Origin of the sequence: Mesorhizobium sp. B2-7-3 (genome assembly GCF_006440715.1) — a bacterium.
GTDB classification, from domain to species: domain Bacteria; phylum Pseudomonadota; class Alphaproteobacteria; order Rhizobiales; family Rhizobiaceae; genus Mesorhizobium; species Mesorhizobium australicum.
Window position 1 is genome coordinate 15,726 of sequence record NZ_VFTY01000020.1, and the last position, 15,302, is coordinate 31,027.

18 protein-coding genes and 1 pseudogene are annotated in these 15,302 nt (G+C 62.0%); 8 read left to right on the forward strand and 11 right to left on the reverse strand.

What is annotated here, in order from left to right; genetic code table 11:
- Window positions 1–86: 86 nt before the first annotated feature.
- The 4 genes from FJW04_RS29060 to FJW04_RS29075 all read right to left on the reverse strand — a co-directional run bounded on the left by FJW04_RS29060 (window position 87) and on the right by FJW04_RS29075 (window position 4,008).
- Window positions 87–1,340: a murein L,D-transpeptidase gene (locus FJW04_RS29060; protein WP_015318251.1), complete on the reverse strand. Its 1,254-nt coding sequence runs from the start codon at window positions 1,338–1,340 to the stop codon at window positions 87–89.
- A gap of 351 nt (window positions 1,341–1,691) precedes the next feature.
- The gene (locus tag FJW04_RS29065; protein ID WP_013896002.1) at window positions 1,692–2,207 is read right to left on the reverse strand and encodes a winged helix DNA-binding protein; all 516 of its coding nucleotides are present in this window, start codon (window positions 2,205–2,207) and stop codon (window positions 1,692–1,694) included.
- A gap of 341 nt (window positions 2,208–2,548) precedes the next feature.
- Window positions 2,549–2,971, reverse strand: a complete 423-nt coding sequence (locus FJW04_RS29070) for a DUF6163 family protein (protein WP_140718237.1) — start codon at window positions 2,969–2,971, stop codon at window positions 2,549–2,551.
- Window positions 2,968–4,008 carry an enoyl-CoA hydratase/isomerase family protein gene (locus FJW04_RS29075; protein WP_140718239.1) on the reverse strand — a complete coding sequence of 347 codons (1,041 nt, stop codon included), beginning with the start codon at window positions 4,006–4,008 and terminating at the stop codon, window positions 2,968–2,970. Before FJW04_RS29075 ends, FJW04_RS29070 begins: the two co-directional genes overlap by 4 nt.
- A gap of 163 nt (window positions 4,009–4,171) precedes the next feature.
- On the opposite strand from FJW04_RS29075, the gene FJW04_RS29080 reads away from it, so the two are divergent.
- The 4 genes and pseudogenes from FJW04_RS29080 (at window position 4,172) to FJW04_RS29095 (ending at window position 7,230) form a co-directional block, all read left to right on the forward strand.
- Window positions 4,172–4,993 (forward strand): DUF2066 domain-containing protein, encoded by an 822-nt coding sequence (locus FJW04_RS29080; RefSeq protein WP_140718241.1) that lies wholly within the window; start codon window positions 4,172–4,174, stop codon window positions 4,991–4,993.
- A 113-nt stretch (window positions 4,994–5,106) separates the two neighbouring features.
- Window positions 5,107–6,138, forward strand: coding sequence for a porphobilinogen synthase (gene hemB / locus FJW04_RS29085; RefSeq protein ID WP_140718243.1), 1,032 nt, complete (start codon window positions 5,107–5,109; stop codon window positions 6,136–6,138).
- A 258-nt stretch (window positions 6,139–6,396) separates the two neighbouring features.
- Window positions 6,397–6,507, forward strand: a pseudogene (locus FJW04_RS30505) (glyoxalase superfamily protein); the annotation flags it as partial.
- Between the two features lie 78 nt (window positions 6,508–6,585).
- Window positions 6,586–7,230, forward strand: a complete 645-nt coding sequence (locus FJW04_RS29095) for a dihydrofolate reductase family protein (RefSeq protein WP_140718245.1) — start codon at window positions 6,586–6,588, stop codon at window positions 7,228–7,230.
- A gap of 69 nt (window positions 7,231–7,299) precedes the next feature.
- On the opposite strand, the gene ppk2 is transcribed toward FJW04_RS29095, so the two are convergent.
- Window positions 7,300–8,220 carry a polyphosphate kinase 2 gene (gene ppk2 / locus FJW04_RS29100; RefSeq protein ID WP_015318259.1) on the reverse strand — a complete coding sequence of 307 codons (921 nt, stop codon included), beginning with the start codon at window positions 8,218–8,220 and terminating at the stop codon, window positions 7,300–7,302.
- A 282-nt stretch (window positions 8,221–8,502) separates the two neighbouring features.
- Between ppk2 and FJW04_RS29105 the strand changes: the two genes are divergently transcribed.
- Window positions 8,503–9,546 (forward strand): aldo/keto reductase, encoded by a 1,044-nt coding sequence (locus FJW04_RS29105; RefSeq protein ID WP_140661935.1) that lies wholly within the window; start codon window positions 8,503–8,505, stop codon window positions 9,544–9,546.
- Window positions 9,547–9,570: 24 nt separating this feature from the next.
- On the opposite strand, the gene FJW04_RS29110 is transcribed toward FJW04_RS29105, so the two are convergent.
- Together FJW04_RS29110 and FJW04_RS29115 are read right to left on the reverse strand one after the other, a co-directional pair.
- Complete coding sequence (locus FJW04_RS29110) at window positions 9,571–10,542, reverse strand: glycosyl transferase family 90 (protein WP_140718247.1); 972 nt, start codon at window positions 10,540–10,542, stop codon at window positions 9,571–9,573.
- Window positions 10,543–10,679: 137 nt separating this feature from the next.
- Window positions 10,680–11,651, reverse strand: a complete 972-nt coding sequence (locus FJW04_RS29115; RefSeq protein WP_015318262.1) for a glycosyl transferase family 90 — start codon at window positions 11,649–11,651, stop codon at window positions 10,680–10,682.
- 198 nt (window positions 11,652–11,849) lie between these two features.
- On the opposite strand from FJW04_RS29115, the gene FJW04_RS29120 reads away from it, so the two are divergent.
- Window positions 11,850–11,996: a hypothetical protein gene (locus FJW04_RS29120; protein WP_015318263.1), complete on the forward strand. Its 147-nt coding sequence runs from the start codon at window positions 11,850–11,852 to the stop codon at window positions 11,994–11,996.
- A gap of 67 nt (window positions 11,997–12,063) precedes the next feature.
- On the opposite strand, the gene FJW04_RS29125 is transcribed toward FJW04_RS29120, so the two are convergent.
- Entirely contained in the window at window positions 12,064–12,324 is a 261-nt protein-coding gene (locus FJW04_RS29125; protein WP_015318264.1) for a DUF982 domain-containing protein, read from the reverse strand.
- Window positions 12,325–12,427: 103 nt separating this feature from the next.
- Complete coding sequence (locus tag FJW04_RS29130) at window positions 12,428–13,093, reverse strand: GntR family transcriptional regulator (RefSeq protein WP_015318265.1); 666 nt, start codon at window positions 13,091–13,093, stop codon at window positions 12,428–12,430.
- Window positions 13,094–13,208: 115 nt separating this feature from the next.
- Here FJW04_RS29130 and FJW04_RS29135 point away from each other — a divergent pair, with 115 nt between their 5' ends.
- The gene (locus tag FJW04_RS29135) at window positions 13,209–14,462 is read left to right on the forward strand and encodes an MFS transporter (protein WP_140718249.1); all 1,254 of its coding nucleotides are present in this window, start codon (window positions 13,209–13,211) and stop codon (window positions 14,460–14,462) included.
- A 32-nt stretch (window positions 14,463–14,494) separates the two neighbouring features.
- Window positions 14,495–14,857, forward strand: coding sequence for a DUF423 domain-containing protein (locus FJW04_RS29140; protein ID WP_015318267.1), 363 nt, complete (start codon window positions 14,495–14,497; stop codon window positions 14,855–14,857).
- 15 nt (window positions 14,858–14,872) lie between these two features.
- On the opposite strand, the gene FJW04_RS30135 is transcribed toward FJW04_RS29140, so the two are convergent.
- Together FJW04_RS30135 and FJW04_RS30140 are read right to left on the reverse strand one after the other, a co-directional pair.
- Window positions 14,873–15,022, reverse strand: coding sequence for a hypothetical protein (locus FJW04_RS30135; RefSeq protein WP_015318268.1), 150 nt, complete (start codon window positions 15,020–15,022; stop codon window positions 14,873–14,875).
- A gap of 59 nt (window positions 15,023–15,081) precedes the next feature.
- Window positions 15,082–15,225 (reverse strand): hypothetical protein, encoded by a 144-nt coding sequence (locus FJW04_RS30140; protein WP_015318269.1) that lies wholly within the window; start codon window positions 15,223–15,225, stop codon window positions 15,082–15,084.
- Window positions 15,226–15,302: the final 77 nt, after the last annotated feature.

A 15,302-nucleotide genomic window follows, 5' to 3' on the forward strand; every position in this document is an offset into this window, starting at 1 on the left:
GTCCAGCCGGCCGAATGAGTGGACCTGACGGCGTCCGCAACAAAAAAGCCGCCCCTGAGAGCGGCTTTTTTTAAAAAATCAGCTTGTTACAGCGAAGACGTGATCTGCAGCTCGCTGTTGCCGTCGAGCGCATAGACGTCGTCGCGGAACTGGACGACGCCGGGTCCTGTCGACCAGGCCGAGAGATAGAGGAAATGCACCGGCACCGGGTTGGTGACCTGGATCGGCGTGTTCTGGCCGGTCTTGATGGCCGCCTCGAAATGCTGGCGATCCCAGCCGGGCGTGTCGCGCAGGATCCAGGTGACGAGATCGCGCACGTTCTGGACACGCACGCAGCCCGATGAATCGAAGCGCATCATCTTGCCGAACAGGCTCTGCTGCGGCGTGTCGTGCATGTAGACGCCGTCCGGGCTCGGGAAATTGATCTTGACCGACGCCATGGCGTTTTCCGAACCGGGATCCTGGCGGAAACGGTACTTGGCCGCATCGTCCGTCGACCAGTCCACATTCATCGGATCGACTTCGCTGCCATCGGGCGCGAACAGGCGGATATGGCTGTTCTTGAGATAATCGGGATCCTTCCGCATCAACGGAATGATGTCCTTGCGCACAATCGAGACCGGGGCGTTCCAGTACGGATTGACGATGATCTCGTTGATCTTGGAATTGACGATCGGCGTCTGGCGATCGATCTTGCCGACGATCGCGGTGTGGCGAAGCACGACGCGGTCGTTCTCGACCGCTTCGATCTGCGCCGCCGGAATGTCGACCAGCACATAACGGCTGCCCAGCGTGCCGGCCTTTTCCTTCAGCCGCTGCAGATTGGTCTGCAACTGGCCGAGCCGGATCTGCGCCGAAACGTTCATCGCGGCGTAGGTGTATTTGCCCATCGAACCGTCAGCCGGCAGGCCGTGGCGCAACTGGAAACGCTTGACCGCCGAGTCAACATAGGAATCGAACGCTGTCGAAATGCCGGCGCTCTGCGACAGGTCGCCCGCAACCATCAGGCGCTTGCGCAGCGGCACCACGTCCGGATCGTCGACGCCGAGTTGCAGCTTCTTGGTCGCGGGAACGTCCGTCCAACCGCCCTGCCCGACAATGTTCTGATACTGCGCGACCGCCTGCTCGGTGAAGGCGACGGTCTGGGGACTGAAGATGGGCAGCGTCGAGGCCACCTTGCCGCCTTCGCTGGCGCGGGCATCGAACTGATCGTCCCAGTTGCCGCGGGCCGAGGATTTCAGGATATCCCCGATCACATCCTGCGCATTCGCACGCCCAGCCATCACGGCGGCGGCGAGCGCGGAGGCTCCGGAAAGGAAAAAGCGGCGGCTGGTTCTCATGGACGTTCCAGACATTCTTGTAGCGGTTCGATCACTTGCTGCGTCGACCATCGCGCGATCTCGCCCGCACTCTAAAATCGGCAATCTTAACAATTAGCCAACCATGGTCCGTATCACATTGGCGACCAAGGCAAGGGGCGCGACACGGTTGCGGGTGGACGCATGGTCTTCACCACAGCATCACTGCCGCTCTCGGTTCCATTGGAATATGGCGGCAACGTGGCCTTGGCCCGTAATTTGCTTTGGCCGAACGCGCGAAAAGAGAAGACCGGTGCTTTTCGGCACCGGCCCTGACTGGAGGTCGCTGTTTCGGCCACGCTTCTGCGGCGGGGCTCCGTTTCCAGGATGCTCTTACATCCGGTAGGCAATCGTGTCGTTCCAGAAGCGGTCGAGGCGCTGCAAAGCGCGGTTCATCTGCTTGAACTCGTCGGTGTTGATGCCGCCGACCTGTTCGATCGAGCCGACATGGCGCTCATAGAGACCGGCAACCACGTCTGCCACTTCATTGCCTTTCGGCGTCAGCGAGACACGGACCGAACGGCGGTCGATGCGCGAGCGCTGGTGATTGATGAAGCCGAGATCGACCAGCTTCTTCAGATTGTAGGAAACGTTGGAGCCGAGATAATAGCCACGCGAGCGCAGTTCGCCGGCGGTCAGCTCGGAATTGCCGATGTTGAAGAGCAGCAGCGCCTGGATGGCGTTGATGTCGGAGCGGCCGTTGCGGTCGAATTCGTCCTTGATGACATCAAGCAGACGGCGGTGCAGGCGCTCGACCAGCTGCAGCGATTCCATGTACAGGGAACGGATAGCCTCGCGGCGATCGTCGGAAACGTTGGCGGTCTTCGCCGCCGGACGCGAATTGATCATTGTCTTTGCCTCTCGTTTGTCGCCTTGGTGATTTTTTGTTTTTCACCTTGATCGCGACACTATCGAATACTCATAAAATTCGACTTAAACGCTAGGGCTAACAAGAGCTTACCGGTAAGAGGTTTCGCAAGACGCTTAACGAACGGTCACCCGAGCAAGGATGATTAACCTAAAGATTTAGGCAATGATCGCCGCGCCGGATTCAGGCGGTCGCCAGGTCGTCAACGCGTACAAGGGCTTGCAGCATGTCGCGGCGAATAGGATTCGCCCGACCTGCCGCAGGCTTCTGATTTTATGCATGTCGTTGTCCCGCAACCGAGGACACTTCGGGGCGACATGCATTAGTGCCGTGCCGGTCGTTTCTGCAGGTATATGACGACGCGAAAGACGATATAGAGCAGCGCCACGCAGGCATGCGAGACGATAATCAGCAGACGATGGCCGAAAAGCTCGGAAAAGCCGGCATACATGACCGTCTCCGTGACCGCGCAGATGAACCAGATCACCGGACCCCAGGACGCCAGCATCCACAACCCCGCCGCGGCGAAGGGAAAGAACACGGCGAGCATCACCGCCGCGACCTGCCAATGCACCGGCATAAGGTCGAACCGCCACAGCGAGCCCGGATAGAAGCCGATCAGCTTGATCCAGTAGAGGATGCCGAACAGCAGGCAGTAGCCCGCGATGACGCGCTGGAACCAGGCGAAGATCACCTCGACCGTCGAGGGCTGCAGGATGACGCGTCTCGATGTCACTTCGCTCACAACTCGAGCTCCCGATCGCCGAGCGGGGCAAAATAGGCCTCGACATCCGCCTCGCTAACCGCATCGATCGCTGCCGGCCGCCATTGCGGCTTCGAGCCCTTGTCGATGATGGCGGCGCGGATGCCTTCGTAGAAATCGTGGCCGGCCAGCATCCGGTTCAGGATGCGGAACTCCATCCTCATGCAGTCGTCCATCGACAATGTCTGCCCGGCGCTGATCTGTCGCCAGGCGACGCGAAGGCTGGTCGGCGAGCGCGTGCGGATCGTTGCCAGCGTCCCGGTGGCGAATTCGTCATTGCCCGCGCGGTCCAGGCTGGCGATCAGATCCCGCAGCGACGGTTGGGCGAAATGGCGGGAGATCGCCTCCAGGATCGGCCTGTCGGTCTCCCGCTTGGCCGGAACAAAGAAACCGCGCAGCACCGATTCCGGATCGCCCGTCAGCGCCAGCCGATCGAGGAAGCTTGCCTGGTCTTCAGCCTTGATGGTGTGGGTGGCCAGCCCAGACCACAGCGCATCGCCATAACGAATGCGGTTCCCGGTCAGCGCCAGGTACATGCCGAAGGAACCGCCAAGGTCGGGCAGCAGATGACTGGCGCCGACATCCGGGAAAAAACCGATGCCGACCTCCGGCATGGCGAACTGGGCATTCTCGGTCATCACCCGGTGCGAACCGTGGAAGGAAATGCCGACCCCGCCGCCCATCACGATACCGTCGATGAGCGCCACATAGGGCTTCTTGAAACGCGCGATGTAGGCGTTGAGGCGATACTCGTCGGCGAAAAATTCGACCGGTGGGTTTCCAGCCCGTCCGGCTTCGTAGATGTGCAGGATGTCGCCCCCGGCCGAAAACGCCCTGCCCTCGGCCTTGACCACGACGACATCCACCCCCTCGTCGCGTTCCCAGGACCGCAGGGCCTTGCCCAGCGCCTTGATCATGCGATGGGTGACGGCATTGAGCGCCTGCGGCCGTGTCAGCGTGACGACCCCGGCCCTGCCCAACCTTTCGAAGCGAATTTCGTCGCCTCCACCAAAATCCATCGCCAGAGAATCCTTGTTCCCGCGCCTGCGGGACTGAAGTGCTAAAGGCGGCACATGGGTGCGTCAATGGCTGCAGTCTGGCCGCCTCGATCTTGGCGGCTAGCGGTCGCCGATGCTAGACATTGGTGGCCGGTACTACAGGCCGAGAGCAGGATACTTAGCCATGCCGCAATTTTTGCGCTTTGCCTTTGTTCTGAGTTGCCTGTCGTTTTTGTGGGCAACCAATGTCCCCGCGGGGGCAGCCGACCTTGGCGACCTTTACCACTCGCAGACCATTGTCACCGGCCAGGGTGAAGAAAATCGTCAGCTCGGCTTCAGGACCTGCCTCGACAAGGTGCTCGTCCGTGTTTCGGGCGATCAGCGGCTGCTTGCCAGACGCGAAATGGACGCGCTGCGCGACAAGGCCGGCAGCTTTGTCGACTCGTTCCGCTACCATGACCGGATGGAGGGCATTCCGATCCATGACGAGCAAGGGACGCATGACCGGCCGCATGATCTCACCTGCTTCTACAAGCCTGATGCGATCGACAGGCTGCTGGCGTCGCTCGGCAGCAGGCCCTGGCTTGGCGAGCGGCCGACACTCACCGTCTTCCTCACGACCGAACAAGGCGCGCGGCATTTCATGCTGAGCGCCGAGGAAGGGCGTGGCGAGACGATGCGCGAATCCTTCGTCAATGCCAGCGGGCCGATGCTGATGCATGTCGCGTTTCCCAAGGCCGCGCAACTTGCCGGCTTGGGCGAAGAAGCGCTGCGCGCGACGGACATGGCAAGGCTGGATCGAGTGGCCAAGCAAGCCGGAGGCGACCGAGCGCTCGCCGGCAGCATCGTGTGGAGCGACAAGGAACTGGGCTGGGTCGCCGATTGGCGACTGGCCGATCACGGCAAGACCTATCGTTGGCAGGTGCGCGGTGTCAGCTTCGACGACGCGTTCCGTGTGGCAATCGGAGGCGCGGCACAGATCCTTTCGGGCAACGGGCAGCCCTGAACCAATAGGCGTGGTGGGACAGCGCTGTGGCGGCTTTCGGCACTGGCACAAACGTGTCGCATTGGTCAGCACCAAAAGCTCGTGGTAAAAGCCGCCGATCCGGAGTTTTGGCCATGAACAAATTCACCCCAGCAAAAGCTGCCGGCGCGCGCAGCGTCGACGATGTCACCGGCAGCCGCCGCCTGCGCCGCATGCGCAAGGCCGACTGGTCGCGCCGGCTCGTGCAGGAGAACAGGCTTTCGGTGGACGACCTGATCTGGCCGATCTTCGTCGTCGAGGGCAGGAATGTCCGGGAGCCGATTGCCGCCATGCCCGGCGTCTTCCGGCTGTCGGTCGACCTTGCCGTCAAGGAGGCCGAACGCGCGGCCAAGCTCGGCATCCCCGCTCTTGCCACCTTTCCCAACGTCGATCTCGGCCTGCGCGACCAGACGGGGTCCCACATCCTCGACCCGGAAAATATCATCAACCGCGCCACGCGCGCCATCAAGGACGCGGTGCCCGAGATCGGCATCATCACAGACGCCGCACTCGACCCGTTCACCAGCCATGGCCATGACGGCATCCTGCGCGACGGCATCATCGTCAATGACGAGACAGTCGAACAGGTCGCCGCGGCGGCCGTCATCCAGGCGGCGGCCGGCGCCGACATCATCGCGCCGTCCGACATGATGGACGGCCGCATCGGCGCCATCCGCGATGCGCTCGACGCCAACGGTTTCCAGGACGTGGCGATCATGTCCTACGCCACCAAATTCGCCTCGGCCTTCTACGGTCCCTATCGCGAGGCGGTCGGCACCGCCGGTCTGCTCAAGGGCGACAAGAAGACCTATTATATCGACCACGCCAATTCGGACGAGGCGGTGCGCGAGGCCGACCAGGACATCGCCGAGGGCGCAGACATGCTGATGGTCAAGCCCGGCCTGCCCTATCTCGACATCATCCGCCGGCTGAAGGACGAATTCCAGATGCCGACCTTCGCCTATCAGGTCTCGGGCGAATATTCGATGATCAAGGCGGCTGATTCCAATGGCTGGATCGATGGAGAGAAGGCGATGCTGGAATCGTTGCTCGCCTTCAAGCGCGCCGGCTGCGACGGCATCCTGACCTATTTCGCACCCGAAGTGGCCGTGATGCTGAAAGGGTAGCCCGACTTCCCGGGCAAGGCACTTCAGTAGATGTCACCACTCTTTCAACTGGTCGGCGGTTCTATCGAAAACCCGCTGACAAAAACTGGCGGCTGCAGCTATGATGGAAGCATGGCCGGAAGCGGCCGGCAGCCCGCACCTCGGCCAAGAGGTATGGCGAACGCCTCCTGAGGATGCTTCCTGACTCGTTTCACCGTCGGGCGAAGGTGTCGGCATTGCGGGCACTGACAAAGGCTTCGCCGTGACCGAGGAACGGACATGCTTGCCTATCGCGATGCCAAGACGATGGCGAAAGCCATGCGGGAGGCGCTTGCCGCCCGCGACCTGCCGATCAGGCACAGCGAGGCCCTTGAGATCGTCGCGCGCCAACTGACCGGCCAATGAAGCGGCGGCCGTAGCTTGGCGGCAAGATTCGGAATACAACCGGTTCTCAAGGAGGAGGTCCTCATGTCCAAACTTCGCGTCAACGCTTTCAGCCTGTCGCTTGACGGCTATGGCGCCGGTCCCGATCAGAGCCTTGAAAATCCGCTCGGTGTCGGCGGACCGGCCCTGCACAAATGGGCTTTCAGCACTCGCACCTTCCGCAAGATGTTTGGCCAGGAAGGCGGCGAGACAGGCGTTGACGAAGACTTTGCGGCGCGCAGCTTCGAGAATGTCGGCGCCTGGATCCTCGGCCGCAACATGTTCGGGCCGATCCGGGGCGAGTGGCCTGACGACAGCTGGAAGGGTTGGTGGGGCGACAATCCGCCCTATCACGTCCCGACCTTCGTGCTGACTCATTACAAGCGCGATCCCATCGTGATGGAAGGCGGCACGACTTTTTATTTCGTAACCGACGGCATCCATTCGGCTCTCGAACAAGCCAAAGTCGCCGCGTCAGGCAAGGATGTGCGGGTCGGCGGCGGCGTCTCCACCATCCGGCAGTATCTGCAGGAAAAGCTGATCGACGAGATGCACCTGGCGATCTCGCCGGTGCTGCTTGGCAGAGGCGAGAACCTTTTTGCGGGCCTCGACATGCTGAATCTGGGCTACCAGTGCGGCGAACAGGTGGCGACGGCACTGGCCACGCACGTGGTGATCAAGCGGGCGTAAGGTGGCGAAACCCTCGACGAAAGCCCATTTCTCCCCGTCACTATACGGGGAGAAAGACAAAACTCTCGCTCAATACTTCTCCGGCACGTAAAGCTCGCGCGGCAGCACCTGGCGCTCGTATTCCGGGTTGAAGACGCGCTCCGGCAGCGTGATCTCCTCGTGCGGCACCTCTTCATACGGCAGCTGCTTGAGCAGATGGTCGATGCAGTTCAGCCGCGCGCGCTTCTTGTCGTTACCCTCGACGATGAACCAGGGCGCCTCGGGAATGTTGGTGCGGGCGAAGGTCTCCTCCTTGGCCTTGGTGTAGTGTTCCCAGCGCACCCGCGACTGCAGGTCCATCGGCGACAGCTTCCACTGTTTCATCGGGTCGTGGATCCGCATCAGGAAGCGCATTTGCTGTTCCTCGTCGGTGATCGAGAACCAATATTTGACCACGGTGATGCCCGAGCGCACCAGCATGCGCTCGAACTCCGGCACGTCATGGAAGAACTCCTCGACCTGCTCGGGGCTGGCAAAACCCATTACCCGTTCGACGCCGGAGCGGTTGTACCAGGAGCGGTCGAGCAAAACGATCTCGCCGCCTGCCGGCAAATGCGGGACATAGCGCTGGAAATACCATTGCGACTTCTCGCGTTCGGTCGGAGCCGGAAGCGCCACGACGCGGCAGATACGCGGATTGAGCCGCTGTGTGATGCGCTTGATGACGCCGCCCTTGCCAGCGGAGTCGCGGCCCTCGAATATCACCACCAGTTTCTTCTTGTGGTAGGCGACCCAGGATTGCAGCTTGATCAATTCGGACTGGAGGCTGATCAGGTCGCGAAAATACTGCATGCGATCGATCGAAGGCGGATGCGAGTTCTTGTAGATCTTGGCGATCTCCATCGAGAGGGCCGGCTCCGACATTTCGAGCTCATAGTCCTCGTCGAGCGTGTCGGCGAGCTCGGCTTCAAGCCAGTCCTTGGCAGGGGAATTCTGTTTCAGCTCGGTCATATCAACTGCTCCGCTTGCAAGCCCTGTCGGTTACCACTGGGCGCTCCAAATTGCTGGCCGGCGGCCGGGAATGGAAACACCTGAGCCGACTTCAATATAGGCCGGCGGTGACGGTTTTATTGCAGCACAGGCGCAATTGCCGACGTTGCAAATTCCGCGATGTCTGATCGATCGACCGTCGTCGCATGGCGACAAGCCGGCCGAATTGTCCTACAAATGCGCGGTCGCCTTCCAGGCCTGCCTTGCCGGCACGCCTCTTCAACAAAATCGTGAGGATCTGACATGGAATACCGCACCCTTGGCCGTTCCGGCCTGAAGGTTTCGACACTGACGCTTGGCACCATGACATTCGGCGGCGCCGGGCCCTTCGCCGCGGTCGGCAACAGCGATCTCGCCGAAGCCAAGCGGATGATCGATATGTGCATCGATGCCGGCATCAACCTCATCGACACCGCCAATGTCTATTCCAACGGCCTCTCCGAAGAGATCATAGGCGAAGCTCTCGGCGGCAAGCGCAAGAACGATGTGCTGATCGCGTCCAAGGCGCGGATGCGGATCGGCAAGGGCCCGAACGACGAGGGCCTGTCGCGCCATCATCTGATCCGTGAATGCGAGAGCAGCCTGAAGCGCTTGAAGACCGATGTCATCGACATCTATTTCGTCCACCAATGGGACGGCCTCACTCCGCTCGAGGAGACCGTTGCCGCGCTCGACAGTTTGGTCAGCCAGGGCAAGGTGCGCTACATCGGCTGCTCCAACTATTCCGGCTGGCAGGTGATGAAGGCGCTTTCCATCAGCGACAGCCGTCACCAGCAACGCTTCGTCACCCAGCAGATCCACTATACGCTGGAAGCGCGCGAGGCCGAGTACGAGCTCTTGCCGATCTCGGTCGACCAAGGGCTGGGCGTTTTGGTCTGGAGCCCGCTCGCCGGCGGCCTGCTGTCGGGCAAATACCGCCGCGACAGCCCGACCGCTCGCCAGCTTGCCGGCTGGTCCGAGCCGCCGATCCGCGACGAGGACCGGCTGTGGCGGATTGTCGATGTGCTGGTCGAGATCGGCAAGGATCGTGGCGTCTCGGCGGCGCAGGTGGCGCTCGCCTGGCTGCTCGGACGCCCTGCCGTCTCCTCGCTGGTGATCGGTGCCCGCAATGACGTTCAGCTCAAGGACAACCTTGCGGCGGCGGCCCTGAAGCTCGGCACCGAAGAACGCCAGCGCCTCGACGCGGTCAGCCGGCCGGCTCTGCTCTACCCCTACTGGCACCAGCAACTGACAGCGAAGGATCGCTTCGGCCCAGCCGATCTGGTTCTCGACCGCAGCGATATCTGATCAGCGTCAGGCAGAGAGCAAGAGCTAGCCGCCGATAAACCGCCAGAGTTCGGGATCGGGTTCGATCTGGCCGCCGAGCACGAAATATTTGTAGAGGACGAGCAAGGAGATCGCATGCTCGTCCCGTTCATTGGAGAATTTGCGGCAATAGGCATTGGCTGCGGCGATGATGCGCTCCGCCGCGGCCGGGTGCGCTTCGAAATAGCGCACTTTTTCGCCGAGATCGGCAAAATCCGGGTCAAGCGGCGCATAGTGGATACCGGCCTCGAGCTGGCTCTCGCCGAACCATGTTTCGTAGGTCGGCGGCGGCATCAGACAGAGCGAGTTGGAATTCATGATCCATTTGAGGTTGGTCGCCACGTCATTGCCCTCCAGCGAGACGATGTAGCGATAGCGCAGGTGCTGGCTGATGCTGAGGAAAGGCTTGCTGTACTTAGCCGGTGCGCTGCGCTTGTGCGAACCGGCGTCGCAGAACGGCAAGTCGCGCGCGACATCCAGGAACCGTGTCCTGATCGGGTTGTTGAGGTCGCCGCGCCAGACCACGGCAGGGCGCTTGTCGGCGAAGGCGACGGTATCGAGGGGCATGTGGAAGTGGCGGAATTTGTTGAACTTCATGACGACGGCATTGCCGTTGTCGGCGCGGATCGGCCGGTCCTTGACGAGGGTCGGCAGCTTGGGCACGCCGATGACATCACCGAACTTCAGGTCGATGAGCAATGATGGATCGAAATAGCGGGCAAATTCCTTCAGGTCGTAATAGTACATGCTCGGTTCAAACGGTATCTTGTCGATGCGCACAGCATCCGGGCCTGGTGTAAAAGCGTCCTGCAGCTTGTTGTAGTGATTCAGTCGCCGGCGCACGGCCTCGTCCGAGAGCCTGGCCTGCTGCAGGCGGCTGGCCAATCGCCGCCGGAAGATCGCCTGGGGCGCGATATCGCGCATGACGTTCCGCGCATAGTAGAAGACCTTTGCCGTCGTTCGTTGGAGGGTGGCCATGGACTCTTTTGATCAAAGATAAACGCGGTTGAACAAGTGAAGGTCGGGATGGTTCCCGCAGCATGATTGCCCTACCATCCAGCCACGCATTCCGATAGCGCCCGAATGCGGCTGGCGGCCTCGACCGAGCGCCGCAACTAGCCCGTTATGTAGCGCCACACCTCGGCATCCGGTTTGATCTGGCCCGACAGCACGAAGTATTTGTAGAGCACCAGCAGGGAGATCGTCTGCTCGGTCTGTTCGTCGTCGAATGTCCGGCAATAGGCGTTCGCAGCCGCGATGATGCGCTCCGCCTCCGCCGGATTCCGCTCGAAATAGGCGACGTGGTCCTCAAGGTTCGAGAAATCCGCCGCGAGCGGCACATAGTGGACGTTGGCTTCGAGCTGCCGCTCCGCAAACCATGTCTCATAGGTCGGCGGCGGCATCATGCAGAGCGACTTCGAATTCATGATCCATTTGAGATTGGTCGCCACGTCGTTGCCCTCGAGCGAGACGATGTAGCGATAGCGCTGGTGCTGGCTGATGCTGAGAAAAGGCCTGGCGTATTCGGGCGGTGCGTTCGGCTTGTGCGAACCGGCATCGCAGAACGGCAGGTCGCGCACAGCGTTCAGAAATCTTGTCCTGATCGGATTGTTGAGATCACCGCGCCAGACAACGGACGGCAGCTTGTCGGCGAACGACATCGCGTCAGCCGGCATCTGGAAATGACGAAACTTGTCGAGTTTCATGATGATCGCGTTCTTGTCGTCAGCACAGATTGGCCGGTCCTTGACGATCGAAGGCACCTTGGGGACATTCCTGACGTCGCCGAATTCCAGGTCGATGAGCAGGCCGGGATCGAAGTAGCGGGCGAACTCCTTCAGGTCGTAATAGTACATGGTCGGCGTGAAGGGCAGTTTGCCGATGCGCATGGCATCGGCGCTTGGCGCGAAACCATCCTGCAACTTGTTGTAGTAATTCAGCCTGCGGCGCGCCGCCTCACCGGAAAGCCTGGCCCTTTCGAGACGGCCAGCCAGCCGGGCACGAAACAACGCTTGCGGAGCGACATCGCGCGCGACGTTTCTCGCATAATAGAAAACTCTTGCTGCGGTCCGCGAAATTGTGGCCATCGGTCACTTGATCAAAACAAACGGGCGGTTCTCAATCCATGGCGCCCGCATGTCCTACATCATTGTGGCGCCGATCTGGCAAGCGCCCGCATCTCTTCGATGCCAGCAGCCACGCATTATCGCTTCGGCTGTTGTGTTTGACGGCTAATGCTCCTAGGCAGGCTCAGGGCCGCAAGGCAGTCACAAAAAGGAGCCGACATGGCGCGAGCACCAAACTACGATCAGGAACGCAAGGAGCGCGACCGCCAGAAAGCGGCCAAGAAGGCTGAAAAGCTGGCGGCCAAGGTTGCCGCGCGCGAACGTACGAAGCCTGAAACCGAGACTGAGACCGAAACGAAGGATTAACGGCATCCGGCCCGCTAATGCGGGCCGAGCCTCAAATCCAATTGTCAGCCCAAACCGCGAGCTAATATCAGGCTGGCGCCTTGTCGCTGATGAAGACATCCACTTCCCGCGCCGCGGCGATGAAAGCGCGCCTGGCATTCATCGCCGGCTTGTCGCCGGCGAGCGCGTCGTGACAGGCCTGCAGCGCCGCACGATGCTTGGGGCTGCGCTTGCCGGGCCAGTTGTTGAGGAGGTAATCGGAAGCCTCCCTTGCCGAACGCAAGAGCTGAGTGCTTCCCGCCGTGACGGATTTGACGGTCACGGGTGTTTCAAACCGGTTGTTTTCCATCGCCGCTCTTACGCCATCGGCTTCCTTGAAGCGAGGCCGAAAGTGTGCTTCACGTCAGACCCGTCTGTTTTTCCGGCCAGCGCGCCGCAGCGCATGGACCGCACTAAGCGGCGACGACGGCAAATCCCCTGGCGCGAAGGCCACGTCGGTCGTTGGCAAGCGACGTCACCAGCCGATCACGGCTGCCGACGATGTGGGCCGACAGCAGCCGCGCGGCTTCATCAGCCTGACCGAGGCGTGTCGCGGCAAGAATGGCGCGATGTTCGACCCAGGCACGGCCAAGGGCCGTCTCGTCACGCACTTCCAGCCAGCGGGCGCGCGACAGGCGCGTCATCGCGTCACGAACCGCCCGGAACAGGAATTCGTTGCCGGAGAGCCGCGCCAGCTCGATGTGAAAATCCATGCCGACACGATGCCACTCCTCGCGCGGCGTATTTTCGTCGCAGGAATCGAGCATCGCCTCGATGACATCGATGGCGCTCTTGTCGGCTTGCCCGCACGTCAGCCGCAATGCCGCGATCTCGACCGCCTCGCGATAGACCGCAACCTGCTCGAGTTCGGCCAGATTGATGGGCGAAACGGTCCAGCCGCGCCCGTCCCTGCCGACCAGCCCCTCGGTCTCCAGCCGCAGCAGCGCCGCCCTGACGGGCGTGCGCGAGGCCCCGAACTGGCTTTCGATCCAGCGTTCGGTCAGCCGCTCTCCCGGCCCGATCTCGAGCGCCAGGATCATCTCGCGAAGCTGCCGTTCGACATTCTGCATCTGCGACATCGCGCGCCCTTTCCGAAGCCGCATTGACAGCGGCCGGCGTGAAGTTCATGACGGAGACCAGTTTGGTATCCCAAAATGGTATCCGCAACAAGCGCTGATACCGGGCAGGCAGGGCATGACGCAGGAAGACACGCAGCAAAGCGGCTACAACATTCACTGGCGGCGCAATCTCGCGGTCTGTTTCGCGGGCTCGTTCAGCGCGCTCATCGCCATGACCCTGCTGTTGCCATTCCTGCCGCTCTATGTCGAACAGCTCGGCGCACAGGGCCACGCGGCAATCGTGCAGTGGTCCGGCGTCGCTTATGGCGCCACCTTCTTCGCCGCGGCCACAGTAGCGCCGCTATGGGGGCGCCTGGGTGACCGCTACGGGCGCAAGGTGATGCTGGTGCGCGCCTCCTTCGGCATGGCGATCTGCATGTCGCTGACGGGCATGGTCGAGACGGTCTGGCAACTGGTTCTGCTGCGCCTGCTGATCGGCTTCGCGGGCGGCTATTCCTCCGGTTCAACCATACTGGTGGCCATGCAGACGCCGAAGGAGCGTTCCGGCTGGGCGCTTGGCGTACTGTCGGCGGGCATTACGGCGGGCTCGCTGGTCGGTCCCCTGTTGGGCGGCGTGCTGCCGCCGGTGATCGGCATTCGCGCCACCTTCCTCTTGTCAGGCGGTGTGATCTTCCTCGCCTTCCTGGCAACGACCTTCCTCATCAAGGAGAGCCCGCGCCCGAAGCCAGTCAAACCGGTGTCGGCGGCAAAACCGAAAAGCGGCTGGTCGCAGATCCCGGACAAGCGCCCGGTCGTGGCCATGCTGACCACCGGCATGCTGCTCGCCTTCGCCACAATGTCGATCGAGCCGATCATCACCGTCTATGTGCAGCAGCTCATTGAGGACCAGAGCAGGGTGACGCTCGTCGCCGGCGTTGTGATGTCGGCCGCCGCGCTGGGCACCATCCTCTCGGCGTCTTGGCTCGGCAAGCTCGCGGACCGGATCGGGCACTGGAACGTTGTCGTGGGAGCACTGGCGGTTTCGGCGCTGCTGCTTATCCCGCAGGCTTTTGTCACCGATAGCTGGCAGCTTATCGGCCTGCGTTTCCTGATGGGCCTGGCGCTGGGCGGCCTCCTGCCCTGCATCACCAGTGTCATCAGGCACAACATCCCCGACGGCGTTGGCGGCAACGTGCTTGGCCTGGCGATCTCGGCGCAGTATGTCGGACAGGTCGCGGGGCCGCTGGCCGGCGGTTTTGTGGGCGGCCATTTCGGCATGCCGGCGGTGTTTCTCGGCACGTCGGTGCTGATGGCGCTCGGGGCGGCCTACAACTGGATCGTCCAGTCGCGGCGGACGCGGCATATGGCGCTGGAAGCGCGCAAGCCCTGACGCTTGCTGAAGAAAGAAGGAGCACGCCGGCCATGAACCCCGATCCAAACGGCAGCCGCCTCCTCGTGCTTGCCGGCGGCCTCGTCGGCGCGGCGGGGGTGGCGCTTTCGGCGGCCGCCGCCCACCGCGGCGGCGCCTTTACCGGCACCGCCGCGTCGTTCCTGCTGATGCATGCGCCGGTCTTCCTCGCCATCGGCCTTATCGGCGCGAACCGCTGGCTGCGCATCGCCAGCCTCGTTCTGCTCGCCGGGCTGCTCCTCTTCGCGGGCGATCTTCTCGCCCGCGATTTCTGGGGCTCAAGGCTGTTTCCGATGTCGGCGCCGATCGGCGGCACCCTGCTCATTGCAGGCTGGCTGGCGATAGCGATCTCGGCCGTGGCACGTCCACGACCCTGAAATGATTGCTTGAGGTCAATCCCGGCGGCGTTCCGGGCGGACCCAAAGGGCACGGCCGCCAACAGCAGGTTTCACCCGCCGTCGCGCTTCCGGTCGCTCGGTGGCCGGTGCGATGCCCCAGTAGTTGCGGTAGATATCTTCGAACAGATGCTTGATGGGATGCATGACTCATCCTCCTTGTCTTTGAATCGATCCAATCGTCGGGCGCGAAAAAGCCGGTTTGATCAGCTCCGCTTGCGCGCCACCAAGAAGCGAAGATCGCGAACCCATGGGCCCGTCTCACCACGATGCCTAGCCTTGTTGGTGGCTGACCCGATATTCCAGTCGTTGCGGTAGATGTCGGCGAACAGGTAGTTGACGGGATGCATGGCGCTCCTCCCTTTTTGGCTATTCAGCAGAACAAGCTGCCACTTGGATCGATTCAAATCTAGGATCGAAACCGGCG

Bases quoted from the DNA above. Each gene is read 5' to 3' on its own strand.
- FJW04_RS29060 (WP_015318251.1), bottom strand. From the start codon at position 1,340: ATGAGAACCAGCCGCCGCTTTTTCCTTTCCGGAGCCTCCGCGCTCGCC.
- FJW04_RS29065 (WP_013896002.1), bottom strand. From the start codon at position 2,207: ATGATCAATTCGCGTCCGGCGGCGAAGACCGCCAACGTTTCCGACGAT.
- FJW04_RS29075 (WP_140718239.1), bottom strand. From the start codon at position 4,008: ATGGATTTTGGTGGAGGCGACGAAATTCGCTTCGAAAGGTTGGGCAGG.
- FJW04_RS29080 (WP_140718241.1), top strand. From the start codon at position 4,172: ATGCCGCAATTTTTGCGCTTTGCCTTTGTTCTGAGTTGCCTGTCGTTT.
- hemB (WP_140718243.1), top strand. From the start codon at position 5,107: ATGAACAAATTCACCCCAGCAAAAGCTGCCGGCGCGCGCAGCGTCGAC.
- FJW04_RS29095 (WP_140718245.1), top strand. From the start codon at position 6,586: ATGTCCAAACTTCGCGTCAACGCTTTCAGCCTGTCGCTTGACGGCTAT.
- ppk2 (WP_015318259.1), bottom strand. From the start codon at position 8,220: ATGACCGAGCTGAAACAGAATTCCCCTGCCAAGGACTGGCTTGAAGCC.
- FJW04_RS29105 (WP_140661935.1), top strand. From the start codon at position 8,503: ATGGAATACCGCACCCTTGGCCGTTCCGGCCTGAAGGTTTCGACACTG.
- FJW04_RS29110 (WP_140718247.1), bottom strand. From the start codon at position 10,542: ATGGCCACCCTCCAACGAACGACGGCAAAGGTCTTCTACTATGCGCGG.
- FJW04_RS29115 (WP_015318262.1), bottom strand. From the start codon at position 11,651: ATGGCCACAATTTCGCGGACCGCAGCAAGAGTTTTCTATTATGCGAGA.
- FJW04_RS29120 (WP_015318263.1), top strand. From the start codon at position 11,850: ATGGCGCGAGCACCAAACTACGATCAGGAACGCAAGGAGCGCGACCGC.
- FJW04_RS29125 (WP_015318264.1), bottom strand. From the start codon at position 12,324: ATGGAAAACAACCGGTTTGAAACACCCGTGACCGTCAAATCCGTCACG.
- FJW04_RS29130 (WP_015318265.1), bottom strand. From the start codon at position 13,093: ATGTCGCAGATGCAGAATGTCGAACGGCAGCTTCGCGAGATGATCCTG.
- FJW04_RS29135 (WP_140718249.1), top strand. From the start codon at position 13,209: ATGACGCAGGAAGACACGCAGCAAAGCGGCTACAACATTCACTGGCGG.
- FJW04_RS29140 (WP_015318267.1), top strand. From the start codon at position 14,495: ATGAACCCCGATCCAAACGGCAGCCGCCTCCTCGTGCTTGCCGGCGGC.
- FJW04_RS30135 (WP_015318268.1), bottom strand. From the start codon at position 15,022: ATGCATCCCATCAAGCATCTGTTCGAAGATATCTACCGCAACTACTGG.
- FJW04_RS30140 (WP_015318269.1), bottom strand. From the start codon at position 15,225: ATGCATCCCGTCAACTACCTGTTCGCCGACATCTACCGCAACGACTGG.